Origin of the sequence: Phenylobacterium sp., assembly GCF_036563285.1 — a bacterium.
Lineage (GTDB): Bacteria > Pseudomonadota > Alphaproteobacteria > Caulobacterales > Caulobacteraceae > Phenylobacterium.
Genome location: NZ_DATCMR010000008.1, coordinates 205,462 through 226,797, shown reverse-complemented (window position 1 = coordinate 226,797; position 21,336 = coordinate 205,462). Strand labels below are relative to the sequence as shown.

General features: G+C 69.5%; 17 protein-coding genes. 11 read left to right on the top strand and 6 right to left on the bottom strand.

What is annotated here, in order from left to right; all coding sequences use genetic code 11:
- Positions 1-47 precede the first annotated feature (47 nt).
- From VIL76_RS09390 to VIL76_RS09380, 3 genes are all read left to right on the top strand, one after another.
- Positions 48-953 carry a glutathione S-transferase family protein gene (locus VIL76_RS09390; RefSeq protein ID WP_332044760.1) on the top strand — a complete coding sequence of 302 codons (906 nt, stop codon included), beginning with the start codon at positions 48-50 and terminating at the stop codon, positions 951-953.
- A gap of 10 nt (positions 954-963) precedes the next feature.
- On the top strand, positions 964-1,779 hold the full coding sequence (locus VIL76_RS09385; protein WP_332044759.1) for a crotonase/enoyl-CoA hydratase family protein: 816 nt from the start codon (positions 964-966) through the stop codon (positions 1,777-1,779).
- Between the two features lie 85 nt (positions 1,780-1,864).
- Positions 1,865-2,131, top strand: coding sequence for a hypothetical protein (locus tag VIL76_RS09380; RefSeq protein WP_332044758.1), 267 nt, complete (start codon positions 1,865-1,867; stop codon positions 2,129-2,131).
- A gap of 198 nt (positions 2,132-2,329) precedes the next feature.
- Here the strand turns inward: VIL76_RS09380 and VIL76_RS09375 are convergent, their stop codons facing one another.
- Positions 2,330-3,091 carry an SDR family oxidoreductase gene (locus tag VIL76_RS09375; protein WP_332044757.1) on the bottom strand — a complete coding sequence of 254 codons (762 nt, stop codon included), beginning with the start codon at positions 3,089-3,091 and terminating at the stop codon, positions 2,330-2,332.
- A gap of 70 nt (positions 3,092-3,161) precedes the next feature.
- On the opposite strand from VIL76_RS09375, the gene VIL76_RS09370 reads away from it, so the two are divergent.
- Complete coding sequence (locus tag VIL76_RS09370) at positions 3,162-5,168, top strand: TonB-dependent receptor (RefSeq protein WP_332044756.1); 2,007 nt, start codon at positions 3,162-3,164, stop codon at positions 5,166-5,168.
- 137 nt (positions 5,169-5,305) lie between these two features.
- On the opposite strand, the gene VIL76_RS09365 is transcribed toward VIL76_RS09370, so the two are convergent.
- Positions 5,306-6,115 carry an arylamine N-acetyltransferase family protein gene (locus VIL76_RS09365; RefSeq protein WP_332044755.1) on the bottom strand — a complete coding sequence of 270 codons (810 nt, stop codon included), beginning with the start codon at positions 6,113-6,115 and terminating at the stop codon, positions 5,306-5,308.
- Between the two features lie 122 nt (positions 6,116-6,237).
- Here VIL76_RS09365 and VIL76_RS09360 point away from each other — a divergent pair, with 122 nt between their 5' ends.
- From VIL76_RS09360 to VIL76_RS09335, 6 genes are all read left to right on the top strand, one after another.
- Positions 6,238-8,253 (top strand): hypothetical protein, encoded by a 2,016-nt coding sequence (locus tag VIL76_RS09360; protein WP_332044754.1) that lies wholly within the window; start codon positions 6,238-6,240, stop codon positions 8,251-8,253.
- 126 nt (positions 8,254-8,379) lie between these two features.
- Positions 8,380-8,688: a hypothetical protein gene (locus tag VIL76_RS09355; RefSeq protein ID WP_332044753.1), complete on the top strand. Its 309-nt coding sequence runs from the start codon at positions 8,380-8,382 to the stop codon at positions 8,686-8,688.
- A gap of 4 nt (positions 8,689-8,692) precedes the next feature.
- Positions 8,693-10,195: a class I adenylate-forming enzyme family protein gene (locus VIL76_RS09350; RefSeq protein WP_332044752.1), complete on the top strand. Its 1,503-nt coding sequence runs from the start codon at positions 8,693-8,695 to the stop codon at positions 10,193-10,195.
- A 7-nt stretch (positions 10,196-10,202) separates the two neighbouring features.
- Positions 10,203-11,165 (top strand): enoyl-CoA hydratase/isomerase family protein, encoded by a 963-nt coding sequence (locus VIL76_RS09345; RefSeq protein WP_332044751.1) that lies wholly within the window; start codon positions 10,203-10,205, stop codon positions 11,163-11,165.
- Positions 11,162-12,169 carry a CoA transferase gene (locus VIL76_RS09340; RefSeq protein WP_332044750.1) on the top strand — a complete coding sequence of 336 codons (1,008 nt, stop codon included), beginning with the start codon at positions 11,162-11,164 and terminating at the stop codon, positions 12,167-12,169. Before VIL76_RS09345 ends, VIL76_RS09340 begins: the two co-directional genes overlap by 4 nt.
- Positions 12,166-13,521, top strand: coding sequence for an amidohydrolase family protein (locus VIL76_RS09335; RefSeq protein ID WP_332044749.1), 1,356 nt, complete (start codon positions 12,166-12,168; stop codon positions 13,519-13,521). The genes VIL76_RS09340 and VIL76_RS09335 overlap by 4 nt, the downstream gene beginning before the upstream one ends.
- Before the next feature lie 475 nt (positions 13,522-13,996).
- Here the strand turns inward: VIL76_RS09335 and VIL76_RS09330 are convergent, their stop codons facing one another.
- On the bottom strand, positions 13,997-15,466 hold the full coding sequence (locus VIL76_RS09330) for a VCBS domain-containing protein (protein ID WP_332044748.1): 1,470 nt from the start codon (positions 15,464-15,466) through the stop codon (positions 13,997-13,999).
- Between the two features lie 593 nt (positions 15,467-16,059).
- On the opposite strand from VIL76_RS09330, the gene VIL76_RS09325 reads away from it, so the two are divergent.
- Positions 16,060-16,473, top strand: a complete 414-nt coding sequence (locus VIL76_RS09325) for a hypothetical protein (RefSeq protein WP_332044747.1) — start codon at positions 16,060-16,062, stop codon at positions 16,471-16,473.
- A gap of 700 nt (positions 16,474-17,173) precedes the next feature.
- Here the strand turns inward: VIL76_RS09325 and VIL76_RS09320 are convergent.
- Genes VIL76_RS09320 through VIL76_RS09310 form a run of 3 tightly spaced genes read right to left on the bottom strand, consistent with a single transcriptional unit; the run spans position 17,174 to position 21,183 of the window.
- Positions 17,174-18,082, bottom strand: a complete 909-nt coding sequence (locus VIL76_RS09320) for a hypothetical protein (protein ID WP_332044746.1) — start codon at positions 18,080-18,082, stop codon at positions 17,174-17,176.
- Positions 18,083-19,444 carry a TetR family transcriptional regulator gene (locus VIL76_RS09315; protein ID WP_332044745.1) on the bottom strand — a complete coding sequence of 454 codons (1,362 nt, stop codon included), beginning with the start codon at positions 19,442-19,444 and terminating at the stop codon, positions 18,083-18,085.
- The gene (locus VIL76_RS09310; RefSeq protein ID WP_332044744.1) at positions 19,441-21,183 is read right to left on the bottom strand and encodes a class I adenylate-forming enzyme family protein; all 1,743 of its coding nucleotides are present in this window, start codon (positions 21,181-21,183) and stop codon (positions 19,441-19,443) included. The genes VIL76_RS09315 and VIL76_RS09310 overlap by 4 nt, the downstream gene beginning before the upstream one ends.
- Between the last annotated feature and the right edge of the window lie 153 nt (positions 21,184-21,336).

The window sequence follows — 21,336 nt, the reverse complement described above, 5'->3', positions numbered from 1 at the left end:
GGCTCACGGCGTCGGGCCATCGCGGCCGAGAAGGGAAGGGCGCCTGAGTGCCCGAGCTGATCCTCCACCACTACGACACCTCGCCGTTCAGCGAGAAGCCGCGGGTCATGTTCGGGGTGAAGGGGCTTGGTTGGCGCAGCGTGATCCAGCCGGTGATCATGCCGAAGCCGCAGCTCGTCCCGCTCACCGGCGGCTACCGGCGCATCCCGGTGATGCAGGCCGGCGCGGACGTCTATTGCGACACCAAGGTGATCCTCGCCGAGATCGAGCGGCGCTTCCCCGGGCCCAAGGTGATCCACGGCGGCGACTGGGAGGCCAACCTGGCGGCGGACCGGCCGTGGTTCCAGGCGACCGTGGTGCTGGTGTTCGGCGAGATCGGCGAGAACGTGCCGCGCGAATTCATCGCCGACCGCGAGAAGCTGTCGGGCCGTCCCTTCGACACCGCTGCCATGAAGACCGCCGCGCCGACTATGCGGCAGGCCTGGCGCCATCACGCCGAGGAGATCGAGGCCGGATTGGCCGGCGCCGAGTTCCTCGGCGGGGAGCAGGCCTCGCTGGCCGACGTCGCCGGCTACATGAACGTCTGGTGGTTGGGCCTCGCCGCGCCGAAGGTCGCCGACGAGCTGCTGGACGGCCTGCCGCGCACCCTGGCCTGGCGCGACCGCGTCCGCGCGATCGGCCATGGCCGCCGGTCCGAGATGACGCCGGCCGAGGCGCTGGACGCCGCCCGCGCGGCGCAGCCCGCCCCGGCCCCCGAGCACACCGACCCCGACCTTGCGCCTGGCGATCCGGTCAGCGTCGCCGCCGACGACTACGGCAAGGATCCCATCGAGGGTCCGCTCGTGGCGGCCACCGACGAGCGGGTGACGATCGTGCGCGACGACGCCGATCTCGGCCGGCTGCACATCCATTTCCCGCGCTCAGGCTATATCCTGGCGCGCGCAGGCTCTTGAGGAGGACGCCATGACCGATCGCGTGACCGTGGACATCCAGGACGGCGTCGCCGACGTCCGCCTGGTGCGCGCCGACAAGATGAACGCCATCGACAACGCCATGTTCGAGGCGCTGGTTGAGACCGGCGAGGAGTTGAAGGGCCGCAAGGAGATCCGCGCGGTGGTGCTCTCCGGCGAGGGCCGCGCCTTCTGCGCCGGCCTTGACATGGGCAGTTTCCAGCAGATGGCCTCGGGCGAGCGCCAGGGCGGCAACCGCACCGTCGAGGAGCTCACCAAGGGGCGCACCGAAGCCGGCGCCAACCGCGCCCAGCAGGCCTGCTACGTCTGGCGCGAGATCCCGGTGCCGGTGATCGCCGCGGTGCACGGCGTGGCCTTCGGCGGCGGCTTCCAGCTGGCGCTCGGCGCCGACATCCGCATCGTCGCGCCCGACGCCAGGATGGCCGTGCTGGAGATCAAGTGGGGGCTCGTGCCGGACATGAGCGGCATCGTGCTGATGCGCGGCCTGATCCGCGACGACGTGGCCCGCGAGCTCACCTGGACCGGCCGCGTCTTCTCCGGCGAGGAGGCCGTGCAGATGGGCCTCGCCACCCGCGTCGCCGCCGACCCGCGCGCCGAGGCGCTTTCGATGGCCCGCGAGATCGCGTCCAAGAACCCGCACGCCATCCGCGGCGGCAAGCGCCTGCTCAACCTGGCGCAATCCGACGCCGACATCGCGAAGATCTTCCTGGAGGAGACCAGGGAGCAGGTGGCCCTGATCGGCTCCACCAACCAGGTCGAGGCGGTGATGGCCAACCTCCAGAAGCGCGAGCCCGCCTTCGCCGACTAGCCTCCATCTAATGTGAACGCGCGGCCGTTTGACCCGGTGGTAGGCTGAAGCTTCGCAGGTCGGGGGACCAGCGGGGTTGAGTGACATGTCGGGAATCGAAGAGCCGCGGAGCGTCCTGCCGGAGGTCGCGACCGCGGCCGTGGGCGTGGGTCTGGGCCTGATCGAACGGCGAGGCCGCGCCATCGCCGACTACTGGCGCGCCCTCGGCGGCGTGCGCGACCCGGCGGAGCTCATGGCCCTGAACCTCGGCTACTGCACCCAGCTCATGGACGACTACACCGCCGCCTGCGCCGAGGGGTTGAAGCCGGTCTCAGAAGCGCCCGCCGAGCCCGCTCAGGCGAACGCCGCCTAAGCTCCCTCTCCCGAGAGCGGAAGCGAACGGGAGAGGGCCGGGGTGAGGCCCGGCTGGGCCAGCGCTGGATGCCAGGCCCGCTCGCAGGGTCGTAGCCACCGCCGCGCGCCCTTGAGCCGACATCCAGTGCGCTTGCTCTGCGCGAGCCGGTCCTCACCCGACCCTCTCCCGCCCAGCGGGAGAGGGAACAGCTCCCCATCACCCCCGCCCGATGAACGGCATCTTCGTGGCCATCACCGTCATGAACTGCACGTTGGCGCTCAGCGGCAGCCCGGCCATGTAGAGCACCGCATCCGCCACCGCCTGCACGTCCATCACCGGCTCCGGCCCGATGCTCCCATCCGCCTGCATCACCCCCGACGCCATGCGCTGGGTCATCTCCGTCGCCGCGTTCCCGATGTCGATCTGCCCGACTGCGATGTCGTAGGCCCGCCCGTCCAGCGACGCCGACCGCGTCAGCCCGGTGATCGCATGCTTCGTCGCCGTGTAGGCCACGGAGCGCGGCCGCGGGACATGCGCCGAGATCGAGCCGTTGTTGATGATCCGCCCGCCGCGCGGGTCCTGGTCCTTCATCAGCCGGAACGCCCACTGGGTGCAGAGGAAGGCGCCGGTGAGGTTCACGTCGACGACCCGCTTCCAGTGGTCCAGCGACAGGTCCTCCAGCGCCACGGGCGGGGCGCCGGAACCGGCGTTGTTGAACAGCAGGTCGAGGCGGCCGAACTGCGCCTTCGTGGCCTGGAACAGCCGCTCGACGGCCGCCGGATCGCTGACGTCGGCAGCCACCGGCATCGCCCAGTCGCGCGCCTCGCCCGCCAGCGCCGCGGTCTCCTCCAGCGCCTCCGCACGGCGGCCGGCCAGGCTCACCGACCAGCCGGCGCCCAGCAGGGCCAGGCTCACCGCGCGCCCTATGCCGCTGCCGGCGCCGGTGACGATTGCGACCTTGTTAGTTGCTAATCCCATCGCGGCTGGATAGCCCTTGCGCCGACCGGCGAGAAGACCCGGGGGAAATTCCAAGAGAGTTGAAATAGATATGGCCGATCTGCCACCGCCTCCGCCTGTCAACGAAGTCGAGGTGGTCATCGTCTATCCGCCGCGCCTGGCGCCGCTGGGCGGCGAGGCGGCCTTCAGCGCGGTGCAGATCGGCGCCGACGAGCTGCGCGCAACGCCGAGGCTGGACGAGGCGCTGAAGCACGCCCCCGGCGTGTCGCTGTTCCGCCGCACCGGCTCCGGCGCGGCCAATCCCACCACCCAAGGCGTGTCCCTGCGCTCCATTGCGCCGTCGGGCGCGGGGCGGGCGCTGGTCACCCTCGACGGCGCGCCGCAGAACGATCCGTTCGGCGGCTGGGTCATCTGGAGCGCGCTGCCGCCCGAGGGGCTCGACGGCGCGACCATCGTCCGCGGCGCGGGCGCAGGGCCCTATGGCGCCGGCGCGCTGACCGGCGTCATCGCCCTGCAGGAGCGGGCGGCGCAGGACGGCGTCGCGGCTCTCGACGTCTCCGCCGGCGAGCGGGAGACCTACCGCCTCGGCGCGGCGATCGGCGGGCCGGGCGTGCTGGTCACCGGCGCGGCCTCCACCACCTCCGGCTACATGGCGGTGCGCGAGCCCGCAGCCGGCGCGGCGGACACGCCCGTGGACCTGCACGACGCCAGTTTTGCTTTCCGCGTCCAGCGCCAGCTGGGCGACATCCAGGCCGCCGCGCGCCTGGGGGCCTACGAGGAGCGGCGCAACGCGGGGCTTCGGGGCGCGCGTTCCATCGCGTCTGGCCTCTCGGCCACCTTCACCCTGGGCAAGCCGGCGAGCGAGGGCGTCGGCGGCTGGCGGCTGCAGGCCTGGGCGCGCGGCAGCGACCTCAAGAACTCCTCCGTCGCCGTCGCCGCCGGACGCGCGACCACCACGCCGGCCAACGACCAGTACAACACGCCCGCCCAGGGCTTCGGCCTCAACGCCGCCCTGCAGGGACAGTGGGGCGACATCGCCTGGGAGGCCGGCGGCGACGCGCGCTGGACCCACGGCTTCACCCGCGAGCGCTTCCGCTTCATGGCCGGCCAGTTCACCCGCGGCCGCGAGGCCGGCGGCGAGACCTTCGTCGGCGGCGCCTACCTGGAAGCCGCGCTCGACCGCGGGCCCTGGATCGTCACCGGGGGCGCGCGGATCGACACCTGGAGCAACACCGAGTCGCTGCGCCGGGAGTGGGACCTGGCGAACGGCGCCTCCACCCTCAACCAGACCTCGCCGGACGCCGAGGGCACGACGCCCACCGCGCGGTTCGGCGTGCGTTACAGCCTCTCCGAGGCCCTATGGCTGCGCGGCGCCGGCTACCTGGGCTTCCGCCCGCCGACGCTCAACGAGCTGCACCGGCCGTTCCGGGTCGGCAACGACATCACCGAGGCCAACCCCGGTCTTGAGCCCGAGACCCTGGCCGGCCTGGAGGCCGGGATCGGCGGCGAGGCGCCGTTCCGCTGGGCGCTGACCGGCTTCTGGAACCGCATCAAGGACCCGATCGCCAACGTCACCATCGGCATCGGCCCCGGGAACTTCCCGACCGCCGGCTTCGTCCCGGCCGGCGGGGTGCTGCGCCAGCGCCAAAACGCCGGCGAGATCGAGGCCTTCGGCGTCGAAGGCGAGGCGGACGGCGACTTCGGCGAGGCGCTGGGCTGGCGCCTCGCCTTCGCGGCCACCAACGCCGAGGTGGACGGCGGCTCGTCCGCCCCGCAGCTCACCGGCAAGCGCCCGGCGCAGACGCCGGAGCTCACCGTGACCGCAGGCCTCGACTGGCGCCCGATCGGCGCGCTGAGCCTCTCCGCCGACCTTCGCTACGAGAGCATGCGCTGGGAGGACGACCTCAACACGCGCCGGCTCTCCCCCGGGCTGGGCGTCGACGCCCGCATCGGCTGGTCGCTGAGCGAGACCACCGAGGTCTACCTCGCCGCCGACAACATCTTCGACGAGACGCTCGAGGTCGGCGAGACCGCCGACGGCATCGAAAGCTTCGCGGCGCCCCGCACGCTGCGGGTGGGCTTCGCGCTTCGGCGGTAACGCAAATATTTGGTGGCCAGGCGACGTGGCTGTACACTCGATGAGACGATCTTTCTCATTGTAGGTCAGCAGGTTAGGCAACTTCGAGAGTTGTCGCGCTGAGTCGTGCAACTAGGCCTGACGCGGCGTGTAACACCCTAGGCCGGCTCGCCGAACAGCTCCGCGTGGCGGCGTTCGATGCGCGGCCACAGGCTGGCGGCCTCCGGCATCACGAGCCCGAACTCGCGCTCGAGCACCTCCAGGTACGCGTCCGCCGAGCCGATCAGCTCTTCGGCCGCGCCGGCCGGGGTGACCCGCCGCAACGTCCTGCCGCGCATCTGCAGCAGGCCGTCGGGTGTGAACCGCTGGACAACCGCGTTCATCACGAACGGCGACTCCGGCGCGCTCTGCAGGAAGCCGCAGCGCTCGGCCAGCCGGGCGGGATCCCCGGCCTCCTCGTGGAAGTCGTAGTTCGGCGCGCCGCCGAACGGGTGGTTGTGGAACCGCCACCAGCCGTTGCCGAGCCGCTCCAGCCGGAAGTCGAAGCCATGCGCCGTGAACGCGCCTTCCTTCAGCGGGTAGGGCTCCAGGCTGCCGTCGCCGAAGCCCGCGTCGGCGATCCAGGGCTCCTCCAGGTCGACCCGCAGCACCAGGTGGTTGCCCACCATCACGTCGCCCATGGCCGCGCGGTGCACGCCCCCCGCCAGCCGCGTGACCTTGAACCCGATCGCCTCCAGCGCCGCGCCTAGGAGGCCGTTCATCTCGTAGCACCAGCCGCCGCGGCGCCGCTCGACGATCTTGGCGAACGCGTCCTGCGGCTCCAGCCCCACGGCCCGGCCGAGCTGCACGTCAAAGTTCTCGTAGGGAATCGCCAGCAGGTGCGAGCGGTGCAATTCGCGCAGCGTCGCGAGGTCCGGCCGGGCCTCCCCGCGCCAGCCGATACGGTCAAGATAAGCGTGCAAATCCATAGGCTTCCCCTGCATCGCAGGCGGCATCGAACGCGGCGCTTCGCCGCCCCGGATTCTTGGCGCGCCTGCAACACGTCTGTACAAAAACGGTGTTATAGACCACCCCCTCTGGGAGGAACGGGATGAAGTCAGTTCTGGCAGCGGTTGCGGTTGCGGCGGGCGTCACGCTCGCGGGCATCAGCGTTGTGGGCGTCGTACAGGCGCAGAGCGTCACGTCGGGGGCCCCCGAGCGGGTCGACGACTTCCAGCTCACCGACCACACGCGCTTCGCGCATCAGCTCTATTATTACGGCTATGCGCCGGCGATCGTGCTGATGACCGAGACGGCGGGCTCGCCGTACTCGAAGGCCGCCGCCGGCGAGCTGGCCAAGCTCAAGGCCGCCTACGCTGCCAAGGGCGTGCTGTTCTTCATGCTGAATTCCACCCCCGGCCAGTCCCGCGAGCTGGTGTCGGCCGAGGCCAAGGCCACCGGCGTCGAGATCCCGGTGCTGATGGACGAGCAGCAGCTGGTCGGCGAATCGCTGCGCGTGCAGCGCGAGGGCGAGGTGTTCGTCATCGAGCCGAAGACCTGGCGCGTCGTCTACCACGGCCCCCTGGACGACCGCTTCGCGGCGGCAGCACCGAACACCCGCGCCCCGGCCAAGCAGGCCTACACCGCCAAGGCGATCGACGCCGTGCTCGCCGGCAAGGCCAGCGTGCAGCGCGTCGACTTCAAGGCCGGCAAGCTGATCCCCTTCGCCACCCGCGGCAAGGAAGCCGAGTTCTCCAAGATCTCCTACTCGAAGGAGGTCGCTCCGATCCTCCAGGAGAAGTGCGTCAGCTGCCACCTGAAGGGCGGCATCGGTCCCTTCGCCATGGATAGCTACGAGGTGGTCAAGGGCTTTGCCCCGATGATCCGCGAGAGCGTGCGCACCAAGCGCATGCCCCCGTACTTCGCCGACCCGCATATCGGCCACTTCAAGAACGACCAGGGCCTGACGGCCGAGCAGACCAAGAAGCTGGTCCACTGGATCGAAGCCGGCTCGCCGCGCGGCGACGGGGCCGACCCGCTGCTGGTCAACAAGACCCGCGTCGCGGCCGAGTGGCCGGAAAGCCTCGGCAAGCCCGACGTGATCGTCGAGCTGCCGGCCTTCAAGGTGCCGGCGACCGGCATCGTCCCCTACCAGAACATGCGGGTGAAGAACCCCTTCGGCGAGGACACCTTCCTGCGCGCCATCTCGATCAAGCCGGGTGACCGCCGGGTCCTGCACCACGTGGTCTCGAACCACCGTCCGGACCCCAAGCTGCCGCGGGCAAAGATCCCGGGCGGTTCGGTGGGCTCCTACACGCCGGGCGCCGAAGCCCAGGTCATGGGTGAAGGCGCGGGCGCGCCCGTCCCCGGCGGCGGCGAGCTGAACTTCCAGATGCACTACACGACCTTCGGCAAGGAAGCCGAGGACAAGTCGCTGGTCGGCTTCTACCTGACCAAGGAGAAGCCCAAGTACATCAAGCGCTCGGTGGTGATCGGCGACTTCGCCCTGTTCATCCCCGCGGGCGAGGCCCGGCACAAGGAGGTCGCGTACATGACCTTCCCGGCCGACGCCTACATCTACACGCTCTACCCGCACTCCCACTACCGTGGGCGGCACGTGGAGCTGAAGGCCATCACGCCGGACGGCAAGGAGAAGATGCTGCTCTCCCTGCCGAAGTACGACTTCAATTGGCAGCGGGACTACGACCCCGTGGAGCCGATCCTGGTGAAGGCCGGAACCAAGCTGGTGGCGACGTGGGTGTACGACAACTCGCCGCACAACCACGCCAACCCGGACCCGAAGATCAACGTCACCTGGGGCGAGCAGTCCCACGAGGAGATGATGTACTTCCGGGTGAACTACCGGTGGGCCGACGAGACCGTCGACAAGGTCCGTGACGACCTGCAGGTGGCGCTCCAGCAGTCGCAGATGATCGGAGCCCTGGACGACAACGTGAACGGCGTGGTGGAGCTTTCCGAGCTGCGCGGTCCGCGGGCCGAGTTCCTCAAGAAGCAGTTCGCGACGCTCGACGCCAACAAGGACGGCGGCCTCGACGCCAAGGAGCTGAACGTGGGCGCGCCGAACCGCCGCTTCGCCCGCGAGCAGTCCGAGACGCCGGACCTATAGTCCCAGAGCGGCGGGCCCAAAGCGGCCCGCCGCCTCTGAATTGAACGCCGTGGCGCCCGCCGCACGCTTGAGATCGTGCGGCGGGCGCCGCAGTTTGGGCGCAGCCAAAGCAACGAGGGGAACGCCGTGGAGCTGAAGCCGGGATCGCGCTGGAAGAGCGCCGTCTGCGACACCGAACTGGTGGTGGTGCGCCCGCCGAAGTCGCCGGTGAGCCTGGAGGTCGGCGGCCATCCCGTCCTCGCCCACACGGAAGCCAAGCCGGAAGGGCTCGCCCTGTCGCCAGACCATTCGGCCGGCACTCAGCCCGGCAAGCGGTTCTCCGACGACGAGAGCGGACTGGAGGTGCTCTGCTCCAAGGGCGGCGCCGGCTCGATCTCGGTGAACGGCCAGGCCATCGGGGCCAAGGACGCCAAGAAGCTCCCGTCCTCGGACTAGGCCCGTGCAGACCACGCTCCTCCTCGACATGGTCGCCGACGCCGCCCCCGACCGGCTGGCGCTCGGCCGCCGCGCGGAAGGGATCAGCTTCGACGAGCTGCGTCGGCGCGCGCGGGCCGGCGCCAACTGGCTCCTGCAGCATGCCGGAGAGACGGTGGCCTTCGTCGGCCTGAACGGGCCCTCGCTCCCGGTGGCGATCTTCGCCAGCGGCCTGATCGCCAGGTCCTTCGCGCCGCTGAACTACCGCCTGCCGGACGCCGACCTCGCCCGCCTCCTCGCGCGCACCGCGCCGTCCGTGGCCATCGTTGACGACGACATGCTGCGGCGGCTGACGGCGCCGGAGGGCGTGACGGTGGTCGCCCGCAGCGCCTTCGACGCCGCCTGCCTGGACGAGGCGCTGCGCGACGCGGAGCCCCCCTCCGCCGACCCGGACATCGCGGTGCTGCTGTTCACCAGCGGCACCACCGGCGAGCCCAAGGCCGCGATCCTGCGCCACGCCAACCTGGGGGCCTATGTGATCTCCACCGTGGAGTTCCTCGGCGCCGACGAGGACGAGGCGGCGCTGGTCAGCGTGCCGCCGTACCACATCGCTGGCATCTCGGCGGTGCTGACCGGCGTCTACGCGGGCCGACGCATCGTCCACTTGCCGGCCTTCACGCCGGGGGCTTGGGTGGACCTGGCGGCGGCGGAGCAGATCACCCACGCGATGCTGGTGCCCACCATGCTGGGCCGCATCCTCGACGTGCTGGAGAAGACTGGAGAGTGGCTGCCAGCGCTGCGCGCGCTTTCCTACGGCGGCGGCCGCATGCCGCTGCCGGTGATCGAGCGCGCGCTCGAGCTCCTGCCGCACGTGGACTTCGTAAACGCCTACGGGCTCACCGAGACCAGCTCGACGATCGCCGTTCTAGGGCCCGACGACCACCGCGCCGCCATCGCCTCCGACGACCCCGCCGTGCGCCACCGGCTGGCTTCGGTCGGCCGGCCGCTGCCCAGCGTCGAGCTGGAGATCCGCGGGCCGGACGGCGAGGTGCTGCCGCCTGGCCAGCACGGCGAGATCTACGTCCGCGGCGAGCAGGTCTCCGGCGAATACACCCACAGGAAGGCCGTGCGCGACGACGGCTGGTTCCCCACCAATGACGGCGGCTCGATGGATGAGGCCGGCTACCTCTTCGTGGAGGGCCGGCTCGACGACGTGATCGTGCGCGGGGGCGAGAACATCTCGCCCGGCGAGATCGAGGACGTGCTGCGCCAGCACCCGGCGGTGGGCGACGTGGCCGTGCTGGGCCTGCCGGATGTGCAGTGGGGGGAGCAGGTCGCCGCGGTGATTGTGGCCGATGGGGCGCGGCCGACGCCCGACGAGCTGGCCGCCTTCGTCCGGGAGCGCCTGCGCTCCACAAAGACGCCGGAGGTCTGGGAATTCCGGGAGGCGCTGCCCTACAACGACACCGGCAAGCTGCTGCGCCGCCAGCTGAGAGCCGAGCTCGCCAAGCCGCTCGCGCCGGCCTGAGGGGGCCGTGGCGGACGACCTCCTCGCCACCCTGACGGACCTCGGAGGCGCCGGGGTCGACGTCGTTGAGGTGGGCGCCGCAGAGCCCGCCCGAGAGCCGGGGCGGGTGCGGATCGGCCTGCACCGAAGCGGCCCCCTGCCGCGCACCGGGCTCGAGCCCTACGACATCCTGTTGAGCGCCAAGCCCGCGGCGATCTTCCCGTGGGTCGGCGTCGGGGATCTGGATGCCGCGGCGGACGCGCTGCGAGACGCAATCGAGCGCCAGCCGATCGCGGCAGCCGCCGCGGCCCAGCTCCTGCGGGTCAGCCTGAAGCTCACCTTCGACCAGGCGCTGACCCTGGAGTCGCTGGCCTATTCCATGCTGCTGGCCTCGGACGGGTTCCGCGCCTGGCGCGGGGCGAACCCTGCCCGCGAGCGGCCGGACGACGGCGCGCCGCGGGTGGCGGTGGAACGAGACGAGACGATCCATATCCGTCTGACCCGACCAGGCGCGCGCAACGCTTTCGACGCGCGCCTGCGCGACGAACTCTGCGAGGCGCTCGCCTTCGCCCTCGGCGAGCAGGGCCCCGTGGTGCTGACGGGGGAGGGGCCTGCCTTCAGCGCCGGCGGCGACCTGGACGAATTCGGCCGGGCCGCGGACGTCGGCGAGGCGCACCTGATCCGCATGATGCGCTCGCCGGCCCGCCTGGCCCACGCACTGGGCTCCCGACTGACGGCGCGGGTGCACGGCGCCTGCGTCGGCGCGGGTATCGAGGCGCCCGCGGCCGCCGGCCGGCTGGTCGCGGCCCCCGACGCGACCTTCCGGTTGCCGGAGGTGGGGATGGGCCTGATCCCCGGCGCCGGCGGGACCGTCTCCATTCCCCGCCGCATCGGACGCCGCCGCGCGTGCTGGCTCGCCATTTCCGGGACGACCCTCGATGCGCAGACCGCGCTCGGGTGGGGCCTCGTGGACGCGGTGGAGCCGCCGTGAACCCCATCGCGCCTGCGCTCGAGCGCCTGTCGGCCGAGATCGCGGCGCTGACCGGCGGGCGGGTGGACGTCCCCGCGCTCGGCATCACCGATCGGGCGGGGCACCTGCCGCTGGCGGAGCCCGGCTTGCGATCGCCAAACGGCGCCTGCCGCCTGGTTCGCGCGGCCGACCGGTGGATCGCCGTGAACCTCGCCCGGGAAGAGGACCGCCAGCTGGTCCCCGCCTGGCTGGGCTGCGAGTGGGGCGCCGAGCCGTGGGCGGCGATCTCGGCCATCGCACCTTTGCGGCCGGCCCGGGACCTGGCCGCGGACGCCGCGGAGCTGGGCCTGCCCGTCGGACTGGTAGGGGAGGTGTCGGCCCGCACGCCCGATGCGCCCACGCTGCCGCTGGGTGCGGGCTCGGCGCGCGACCGAACCTCAAGGGTCGTGGACCTCTCGGCGCTCTGGGCCGGTCCGCTGTGCGGCGCGATAATGGCCGAGGCCGGCGCGGACGTGGTCAAGGTGGAGAGCCTGCGGCGGCCAGACCCGACCCGCGAGCACACGCCCGAGTTATTCCGGCGGCTGAACGGAAAGAAGACCGAGTTGCGCCTCGACCTGTCGAGCGCCGTCGGCCGCGCTCGGCTGCTCGCGCAGGTCGCCGCCGCGGACGTGCTGATCACCAGCGCGCGGCGGCGCGGCCTCGCCTCGCTCGGGCTCGATCCGCACCGGATGGCGCAGGCAAACCCCGGGCTTATCTGGGTGGCGATCAGCGGCTACGGCTGGGAAGACGCGCGCGACCGCGCAGCCTTCGGCGATGATGCCGCGGCGGCGGGCGGGCTCGTGCGCTGGAGCGATGGGGTCCCGCAGTTCCTGGGCGACGCGCTCGCCGACCCTGTCACCGGCCTTGCGGCCGCCGCCGGCGCGCTGCGGGCGCTGACAGAGCGTCGATCGTGCGTGGTGGACGCCGGCCTGGCCGTCTGCGCGGCCGGCGCGGCTAGCCTTTGTGACCTGGAGGCGGCGGCGTGATCCTGCGCGACGTGGAGGTGGACGGCCGCCCCGGCGTCGATGTCCGCATCGAGCGGGGCGGCATCGCGCAGATCGGGCGAGGCTTGCGCGGGCCCGACGAGCTGGATGGCCAGGGCGGGGCGCTGATCCCGGGCCTCGTCGACCACCACATCCATCTCTTCGGCCTGGCCGCGCGGGCGGACTCGGTCGTGCTGGATGGCGTCACCGACGCACGAGGGTTCGCGGCGCGCATCGAAACTACGCTCGTCGAACGCCCGCCCGGCGCCTGGGTGCGGGTCACCGGCTATCACGAGACGATCGCGGGCCAGCTTACCCGTGCAGCGCTCGATGACCTCGCCCCCGCCCATCGCGTGAGGGTGCAGCACCAGACCGGTGCGCTGTGGGTGCTCAACAGTCTCGCCTGGGCGAGCCTCGGGCCAGAGCCGCCGCCCGGCTCCGATCCCGACAAAGGCTGGCTGTGGCGCGCAGACGCCTGGCTTCGAGGCCAGCTTGCGCCCGACCCGCCGCCGCTCGCGCCCATCGGCGGGAAGCTCGCCGGCTATGGGATCACTGCCCTGACCGACGCCAGCGTCACCACGGACGCAGCGTCCGCCGCGCGCCTGGCGGAGGCCCATCGCGAAGGCGCCCTGCCGCAGCGCCTAACGCTCATGAGCGGCGCGCCGCTTGAGGCGCCGGCCGACGGCGCCTTCGCGGTGGGGCCGGTGAAGGTGCTGCTGGACGACGCCGACCTGCCGGACCTCGACGACTTCGCCGATCGCATCGGCGGCGCGCGGAGCCAGGGCCGGGCGGTCGCCGTCCATTGCGTCACCGCCGGCGAGCTCGCGCTGACGCTGGCTGCCTTCGAGTCCGCGGGCGCGCGGCCCGGCGACCGGATCGAGCACGGCGGGGTGATCCCGCGGGCCGCCATCGCGCAGCTGAAGGCGCTCGGCCTCACCGTCGTCACCCAGCCGGCCTTCGTGCGCGAGCGCGGCGACCGCTATCTGGCGCAGGTCGACCCCGCAGAGCAGCCCGACCTCTACCGCTGCGCCAGCCTGCGCACCGCCGGCGTGCCTGTCGCCGGCAGCTCCGACGCGCCCTACGCGTCTCCCGACCCGTGGGCCGGCATCGCCGCCGCCATCGAGCGCCGCACCCTCGCGGGGCGCACCCTCGGCGCGGCGGAGCGCGTCGACGCCGCCGCCGCCCTCGCCATGTACCTGACCGCCCCGGCTGAGCCGGGCGGCTCGCCGCGACGCGTGGCCGTGGGCGCTCCCGCCGACCTCTGCCTGCTCAAGGTCCCCCTGCAGGAGGCGCTCGCCACGCCTTCCGCCGAGCTGGTCCGCGCCACGCTGGTCGGCGGCCGCGTCGTCGGGTGATTTTGCGAAAGCGGCCCTTCTCGCCTACCCAGGCGCGGTGACGACCCACCCGCCCCACCGCCTCTCCGTTGCACCTATGATGGACTGGGCAGGGAGAACGAAATAGATCAATGACTTACGCGGGCGCGTGTGCAAATCGGGTGCACTGAGTTCGCCATTCCTTCCATATCCGTTCGCGCGCCAGAGCACTCTCAGTCGGTCCAGTCCGCTGAAGGACCGACATGTGGGGACGGCTTCCCGAGAGGCCTTGGAGGCCTGCTCCTGACTATGAGCCAACGTTCGGGACGTCCGCTCTAAGGCCGGAAAAGTAGGTCGGCTTCAGACCTCAGGCAGTCCGATTGAGTGCACTAGGTTGATGCCGGCTGCCCGCTCTGCTGATGGCTGGAGCGTCGCTGTCGGCTGGGACCTGCCTAGATCCGCTTGTCGGCACCTCTACGCGTCCATGCGGCATCATCCGGTGACCAGCACGTCGGCTTCAGCCGATGTAAGTAATATCCAGGATCGGCCGTTGAGCCTGGAAGAAGGCGCTGTGGATGTTTTCCACGTGGTAGCTGGTGGTCGTCTGATGGTAGTCGACCGAACCGCCCGGGCCATCGTCGTAGACGACGTCGGTGAAGCTTGGCGTACTATAATCCTGGCCGACAAATGGTCCTGTCGCGCGGACGTTTACGCCAATGTGGGTGGCTCCGTTGGCAAGTAGCTGGTTGATCAATGCCTCATCGAGATCAACCTCGAACCTGCGCGTCGCAGCGTTCCACGTGCCAGCCACGTCGCCGGCCCCGGCAGAACGATCCGTGGCCGTCACGACGCCGTCTCCTGCATAGAGTGAGAACACGAAGGCGTTGAAATCCATCGATCCAGCGCTTTCGAACACCAGGGTGGCGTTCGACACCGGGCCTGTGAGCGCGAACTCGGCTACGGAGCGGATGTCCTGAATGTAAGTGTATTGGTAATTCCGCACGACCTGTTCGGTGTTCGCGGTTCCGAGATATTCCTTGAAGATGGTCTGCGAACCGATCACCGGGTCGCCACCTTGATTTTTGGCCTGCATCGGGCCGCTCGAAAGGGGGTCGAAGACCAGGACCCGGTCTGCGACCTCGTCGCTTCTGTCGTTCCAGCCAGAGCGGTGCACGGTGGTCGTCGAGCCGAAAGCGGTCGTCCTGGTGACGGTCGAGATGTCCGATCCGACCCAGGAGTCTTCAATCGTTTGGCCCAGCGCTACAGGTCGCAGCAGAACGTTCGATACGTCAGCTGCACCGTGAACGGTGAAGCTGAGCTCTTTCGAAGTCCCGTCGAGGGTCAGGACGGTGAAGGTGTCGACCTTCGTGTCGCCAGCGCCTAGGTGCTGAGCCGCGGCATTGGAAACCTGGAACGCATAGCTACCGTCGGCCGCCAGAGTAAGCGAGCCGAGGTTTCCTTCTGCGGCGGCGACCTCTGAAGAGAAGAAGGCTTCGCCGTTGTCTACGTCTACCACGGCGAGTTGCCCCGTCGCCGTCAGCGTGATCGGGGACTCGTCTTCGGTCACCTCGTGATCGCCGAGCTCCCCGATGGCCGCCGCGTCGTTTTCACCGATCACAGTGATCGTGACGGTCGCCTTGCTGATGGCGCCGTTGCCCACCTGCAGCAGGTACTCGAACGTGTCGGTCGCCGTGCTGCCCGTGCCCAGAAAGTCGAATTTGCCGTTAGGGTCGTAGAGGAGGTTTCCGTCGACTAGGGTGACCAGCGCCCCGCTCAGCAGCGTGGACGAAGATGCTGCGCCTGTCGTGCCCGCCTCGTCGACCGAGTAGACGCTCCTTGCTCCGCCGCCACGATCATTCTCCAGAAGATCGATCGTGACGCTCCCGTTCTGGGAGACCTCAGCCGCGTCGTCCACTGCCTGGGGCGTGACTGAACTCGCGGTCACCAGGCCGGCTGATTTCAAGCGGAGTTGCTCTGTGACGGCCACGGTAATTCACCATGAGTTGCAGGAAAATAGATGCCATAGCCGCTGTGATCGTAGGCAGAGCGGCCTCGCCGTTAGAGCAAATGCGTTATTCGTGAACTCTTGTATTTGAGATTTACATTTCGAACTCGGCTCATCAATCGGCAGAATGCCGTTCCGCGGAAGAATATATCTCAATGCACAGCTTGCATTATCCCTGGATGCTGGGCCGGACGCCTTGCGCATGTGGACCATCCAGCGTCCCGCGACCTCGGCCGCAGCTCCGGCCGCGTGCACGTGCCTCGCGCGCCGCAGATCATGCCGTGCGTGAGTAGCGCGATGATCACCACTACTCGCCCCTCTGGCCGCCTGCGTCGCGGGGGCTTTGGGTCGCCGCCCGCCGAGCGGCCGCTTTCATCGCAAGCTGTGCGGAAGGTAGCTTCGGAAGATGCGAATGTCGGCTCTGCAGGCCGAAGCTGATATCCGCTTGCGACCCATAGCGGACCGCGCTTGTGCGGCCTAGCTTGCCAGCCATCATCAATGAGGTGTGGCCGTTGCCAGAGAACCCGTTGCGAGCCGTAATCCGGGGTTGGCTCCCTGAGATGGATTTTGGGGTCATGAGCCACGGGTTCTCACCGCACGGTCGAGACTACGTCTTCATCGTAGAGGCCGGGGGTACGTTCCAACTGACACTCACCCACGTCGTGGACGTTCACGTCGAGACGCGGGTTCGTGATGATGTGTGGCCAATCTCGTGGGACGACCTCTTTACGGACTACCCTGCGTGGGAGGCGGCGGGTAATCCCGAAGGATATGTGTGGGGAGTCAACTGGTCTCTCGCCTATCCGGGACTGGATGCCCCGAACCAGGACCCGTTGGCTCATCAATGGTCGGAACGTTTGGGGAAGTCGATGTTCGCGGCATCGATCGAGACCAATCAGTTCAAGCTTTCCGCCATCTTCCATGGAGCCCGCGTTAGAAAGCTCTCCGATAACTCGCCCACTGTCAGCCAGGTTGTAATCCCGCTCTAATCAAGGGTGGCGATCAGATGTCAGCTTTCCACCCCGAGCCGACCTTCAGAACGTCCGCTCCGGGGCCCCGACACGGGACGTCCACGTCTCAGCTCCCGCGTCAGGTCGGCTTACGACGCATTTGGCCCTCCTCGGCCCATCGCCGCTGCCGTCAGCGTCGGATCAGTGGCTCTCGTCGTGAAGGCCGGGTCCTAGCGGGCAGCCCGCATCCTCAGTTCGTCGGCTTTGCACCACACAGGCTCGCTGTCGCTCCAGTGCCACTCGCCGAGACAGCGGGCGTGGTCGCCTTCTCGCGTCACCAGACCTACGACTCCCGAAATGAGGTGTGCTGACAGTGCAAGGCGCGCGCTCCTAATGGCCGCCGCATCGTCTGGGTAGACGCAGACGTTGGAGGATCGGGCACCGTTGGAAGACGTGTAGGTGACTCGATACGTGGGCATCAATGCCGATCCGCTGCCGTGCGCGGCTCACCCGCGCTCGATTAACATGAGTTAACATGTTGGCCAGCCATCGCGGCATGGTAACTGCAGTCTCCGCCATCGAGCCCCCCTGGCCTCTTCGCGGCTGATCTGACCGGGTCCTGCCGCCCGGCAACGACATGCCGTCCTCCGCTTCGCTGTCCTGCCGGCCCGTAAGACGGCAAACCTCCTCCCCTTTTTTGGAAGTCAGGCTGGTTGATCCGCTCCGCTCTGCCGACTTGCTAAATGGAGTCCTTCAGATAGGCGCTGTTGAGCAGGACGCTCGCCAACGGCATCTCCCCGTCAGGGGCGTAGATTCGGCTCCGGATCCAGACGCTCTCTGTCCGGCGGCTGCCGCTCAGGGCGACGATTTCCCGGTCGAGCTCATAGGGCTCGTCAGGGAACAGTGGCCCCTGCAGCAGGCGGATCTCCTGGTCTGCGAATAGGCCGATGGCTCGGGGGTCCGCCTGGAAGAGCGGAGGCGCGTCGTACTGCGTGAGGACGCTAATCATTTCCATCGGGAGAGTGGCCCTACCGAAAGAATTCTCCGCACCTGCATAGATGGGTGACGGCTCGGTGATGACCTGCAGCTTCTGCTGCAGCGTGAAGGGATAGAGATCGCCCATCTGGAGAGTCGAGGAGATGTCGACCGACTGGCGCGCCGAGCGCATGCCGACTTGGGCCTCGCTGAGTATCCGCAATGGCTCGGTCAGCGGCCGCAGCCCAGCCAGGCGTTCGTCGAGCGCCGTCACTGGGTGATCGGGCCCGATCGACATGCTGCCGGTGAGGATCTCGGTACCGTCCGGCTTAGTCATCCAGATGCGAGCCCACCGATCTCCCGCCGTGGAACTGTCGGCGAAGGCGCGGACCTCTTCCCCGTCGTAGGAAGGGTTGCGGAAGTGAGCGGAGACGCAGCCGCGCCGAATCCAGTCCTCACCCCACAGCGCCGCGCCCAGAGGCGCGAACTGGCTGAAGTGGGTCGGACCCTCGATCGTCCCCCCGCGAAAGCCCAGCTTCCTTGCAGTGTCGTCGTCGTGAATGGACGCGTGGTCGCCGTAGGTCTGCGCGCCGAGCAGGTTGCGCGGCGAGCGCAACGGCCCGGCTATGACGCTGGAGCCGGGCTCCACGGGACCAACAGGCGTGGCGAACATTCAGCTCTCCGATCCTGCGCGCGGGGCACGACGAGAGCGTTTTGATGCCTCGGCGCCGCTGAACCGCTCGGGGTGCGCGCGCGGCTTGAGTCCGTAGAGGAAGAGGGCGGTGTGGTTGTCGGCGATCTCGATCGGTGTGTTCGGTCCCTTGGGGTCGAACCAGATGGGGAACCAGCTGTAGAGGCCGGATCGCACGCGCTCGGCGATGAACAGGTCGACCCGTCGGTAGAAGCCTTGATCAAGACCCACCTGAATCCGGCCGAGGTCCAGGCTCATCACCCCCTCCAGGTTGCTCATCAGCTCCTTCCGGTGGGTCTCCGACAGGGAGGTGAGCAGGGCGTAGGTCCGCATCGGGCCGGCCTCGGTGGCGTGGCCATGGAAAAGGGCCCGCCGCAGCAGGACCTCCTCGTCGACGATGTGGCAGCCGGCCGGGATCTGAGCCCGGGCGTCGTTGAACGACTGGGCCCGCTGCAGGGCGTGGAACAGCAGTTCTTCCTTATCGCGAAACTGACGGTAGATGGTCTGCCGGGTGACCCCGAGGTCGGCCGCGATCATCTCGATCGAGGTCCCACCGAAGCCATGCCGGTTGAAGGCGTGCAGCGCAGCTCTCAGGATGGCGTGCCGCTTGGCCTCTGCGGGCGCCGGAGGTCCCGGCGCGCCGAGCATGTCCAGGTCGACGGGTGGAAACTCGATCGGCGGCAGGTCGCGCCGGTAGACACCGTGGGTGACGATGTCGTCGATCTCCGCGGATGCCTGTTCGGGCGTGTAGCCCAAGTCCTTCGAGTACCAGAAGGACACCCAGTCCACGATGCTGATGATGGCGAGCGTCGTGAGGCCCAGGTCCGCGTCTGCCACCGTGCCGTCCTGCTGTCCCTCAGCGAGGAAGCGGCGCAGGCGCTGGTTGTTGGCATGCACCAGCTCGCGGACCTCGCTGCGGTAGGGCTCGGCCAGCGAGTTGATCTCGTGGAAGACCGGCATACGGGACTGTCCGGTGCGCAGCACGCTGCGCAGGTAACGCCGGACCTTTTCGAGCCCGTCCAGCCCGCGCTCGTCGGCCCGCTCGAGCTGCTCGCGCCGCAGTTCGCAGCCGCGCTTCAGACAGAGATAGGCGAGCTCCTGCTTGTCCTTGACGTAGTGGTAGAGGGCGCCGGGCAGGAGGTTCAGATCGCCCGCGGTGTCCTCCATCGTGGTGTTGGAGAGCCCCACCCGGTTGAGACGGCGCGTGGCCGCCCGAAGGATCTGCCCCAGCATCGCTTCGCGCTTCTGCTGAACGGCGGCGCTGTAGACGCGCTCCACTGCGGCCGACTTGCTGGGCCGCCGCGACGCCTTCGTCTTGATCTGCTTGGGCGGGGCGCTGGTCATCGGGTGCGTGAAGCCATCTGAGGCGCCGTGCCTGAGGCGGAGTTGGGCGCCCCCGTCGCCATACCAGCCACCCAGGCGTCGCGCAGCAGGCGCTTGGCGATCTTGCCCGAGGCGGTCCGCGGCAGAGGCTCGGTCACCAGCTTGATGGCGTGGGGCACCTGGAAGGCGGCGAGCCGCTGCCCGAGGAAATGGCGCAGCTCCATTTCCGTGCCCCGGGCGCCCGGACGTGTGGTGACGACCGCCGCAAGCTGCTCCCCAAGCCGCTCGTGGGGGACGCCGAACACCGCGGCCTCGGCCACGCAGGGATGCTCCGCCAGTTCGGCCTCGACTTGCGGACAGCTTATATTCTCTCCGCCACGTAGGACCATGTCCTTCAGCCGGTCGAGGATATAGAGACGGCCCCCCTCCAGCCGGGCCAGGTCGCCGGTGCGGAACCAGCCGTCATGGAAGGACGCCGCGGTCTCGGCGGGCTTGCGCCAGTAGCGCCGGATCACCGTGGCGCCTCGCACCTGGAGCTCGCCGGCCTCTCCCTCGGGGAGTTCGACGCCCAGCTCCGTGACGACGCGGAAGTCCAGGATCGCAGAAGGCAGCCCTGAACTGGTCGGGTGGGCCTGGTAGGCGGCGCCGCTGTGGCCCGTGCCGATAGCGTTGGTTTCGGTCATGCCCCAGCCGATGTTGGCTTCGGCGGTCGGAATGGCGTCCGGGATGGCTCGCACCTGCTCCGGTGGCCTCGGCGCCCCGCCGCCGCCGACGCTCAACAGGCTGTCCAGCCGCCGCCCGGCCCGCCGCGCGGTCAGCACAAGGTCGCCGGTCACGGCCGACGGACCGGTGAAATGCGTCACCGTCTCCCGCTCGATCAGATCGAGCGCGGCCTCCGGATCCCATTTGTGCATGAGCACGAGCTTCCGTCCGGTGAGCAGGCTCGTGAGCAGGCCCACGTGGCTGCCGGATACGTGGAAGAGCGGCACGGGGAGGAGGAGGGCGGTCGGCGGGTCGCGGGTCTCGTCGGGCGGCGGCCGCCCCGCGGCGACGGCGTCGGCGGCGGCGTCGAGGCGCCACGAGAACAGCGCCTGGATCATGTTCCGGTGTGTCGAGACCGCGCCCTTCGGAGCGGCCGTGGAGCCCGAGGTGTAGATGATCAGGGCCTCGTCGTCCGGAGACGCCGCCGAGAAGGGGTCTGTAAGCGAAGACGTCAGCAGCGAGTCGTAGCGGACGACGTCGCGCCTGCGGCCTGCATCAGTCCGCACGGCGACGGCTACGAGCCCGCCCATGTCGGCTTCGCAGGGGAGCCGCTCCAGCCGTTCGGCGTCCACGAAGATGACCTTCGGCTCTGCATCGGCGAGGGCCAGCGCCAGTTCGCGCGGCGTCCACCAGGCGTTCATGGCCACCGCCACGGCCCCGAGATTCTGTATGGCGATGAACGCGGTCACCCACTCCGGGTAGTTGCGCATGGCGATGGCGACGCGATCGCCGGGCCCGACGCCGGCGAGATCGCGCAGCCCGCTGGCCAGTCGCGCGGCGGTCTCGCCCACCTCGCGGAAGGTCAGGCGCTCCTGATCGAAGACGAGGAACGGCAGCTCTCCGAAAAACTCAACAGCGCGGTCCGCCAGTGCGAGAAGCGTGGGAGGCGCGCGCCGGAACACGCGCGTCGGAACGCCGCCCACCGGCTCGACCCCGATCTCGAGGGGCTCGCCGGCCGTCGTGAGCCGCGCGACGGCCTCAGACCTGCTCGTGCCCATGCCAGCTACCCCTCGCGCGCCGCGTCGAGCGGCTGCAGTCCCCGTGCAAGGGTCGTACAAAGTGACATAATCTTCAAGAAAAAACGTCCAGGTGGCGTTTGCTCGCCTCATAAGAGAGATCAGCGGTAAGGGGCTCTCATTACAAACCGGACA

Coding starts and splice junctions, on each gene's coding strand:
- VIL76_RS09385 (WP_332044759.1), top strand. CDS start 964: ATGACCGATCGCGTGACCGTGGACATCCAGGACGGCGTCGCCGACGTC.
- VIL76_RS09380 (WP_332044758.1), top strand. CDS start 1,865: ATGTCGGGAATCGAAGAGCCGCGGAGCGTCCTGCCGGAGGTCGCGACC.
- VIL76_RS09375 (WP_332044757.1), bottom strand. CDS start 3,091: ATGGGATTAGCAACTAACAAGGTCGCAATCGTCACCGGCGCCGGCAGC.
- VIL76_RS09370 (WP_332044756.1), top strand. CDS start 3,162: ATGGCCGATCTGCCACCGCCTCCGCCTGTCAACGAAGTCGAGGTGGTC.
- VIL76_RS09365 (WP_332044755.1), bottom strand. CDS start 6,115: ATGGATTTGCACGCTTATCTTGACCGTATCGGCTGGCGCGGGGAGGCC.
- VIL76_RS09360 (WP_332044754.1), top strand. CDS start 6,238: ATGAAGTCAGTTCTGGCAGCGGTTGCGGTTGCGGCGGGCGTCACGCTC.
- VIL76_RS09325 (WP_332044747.1), top strand. CDS start 16,060: ATGAGCCACGGGTTCTCACCGCACGGTCGAGACTACGTCTTCATCGTA.
- VIL76_RS09320 (WP_332044746.1), bottom strand. CDS start 18,082: ATGTTCGCCACGCCTGTTGGTCCCGTGGAGCCCGGCTCCAGCGTCATA.
- VIL76_RS09315 (WP_332044745.1), bottom strand. CDS start 19,444: ATGACCAGCGCCCCGCCCAAGCAGATCAAGACGAAGGCGTCGCGGCGG.
- VIL76_RS09310 (WP_332044744.1), bottom strand. CDS start 21,183: ATGGGCACGAGCAGGTCTGAGGCCGTCGCGCGGCTCACGACGGCCGGC.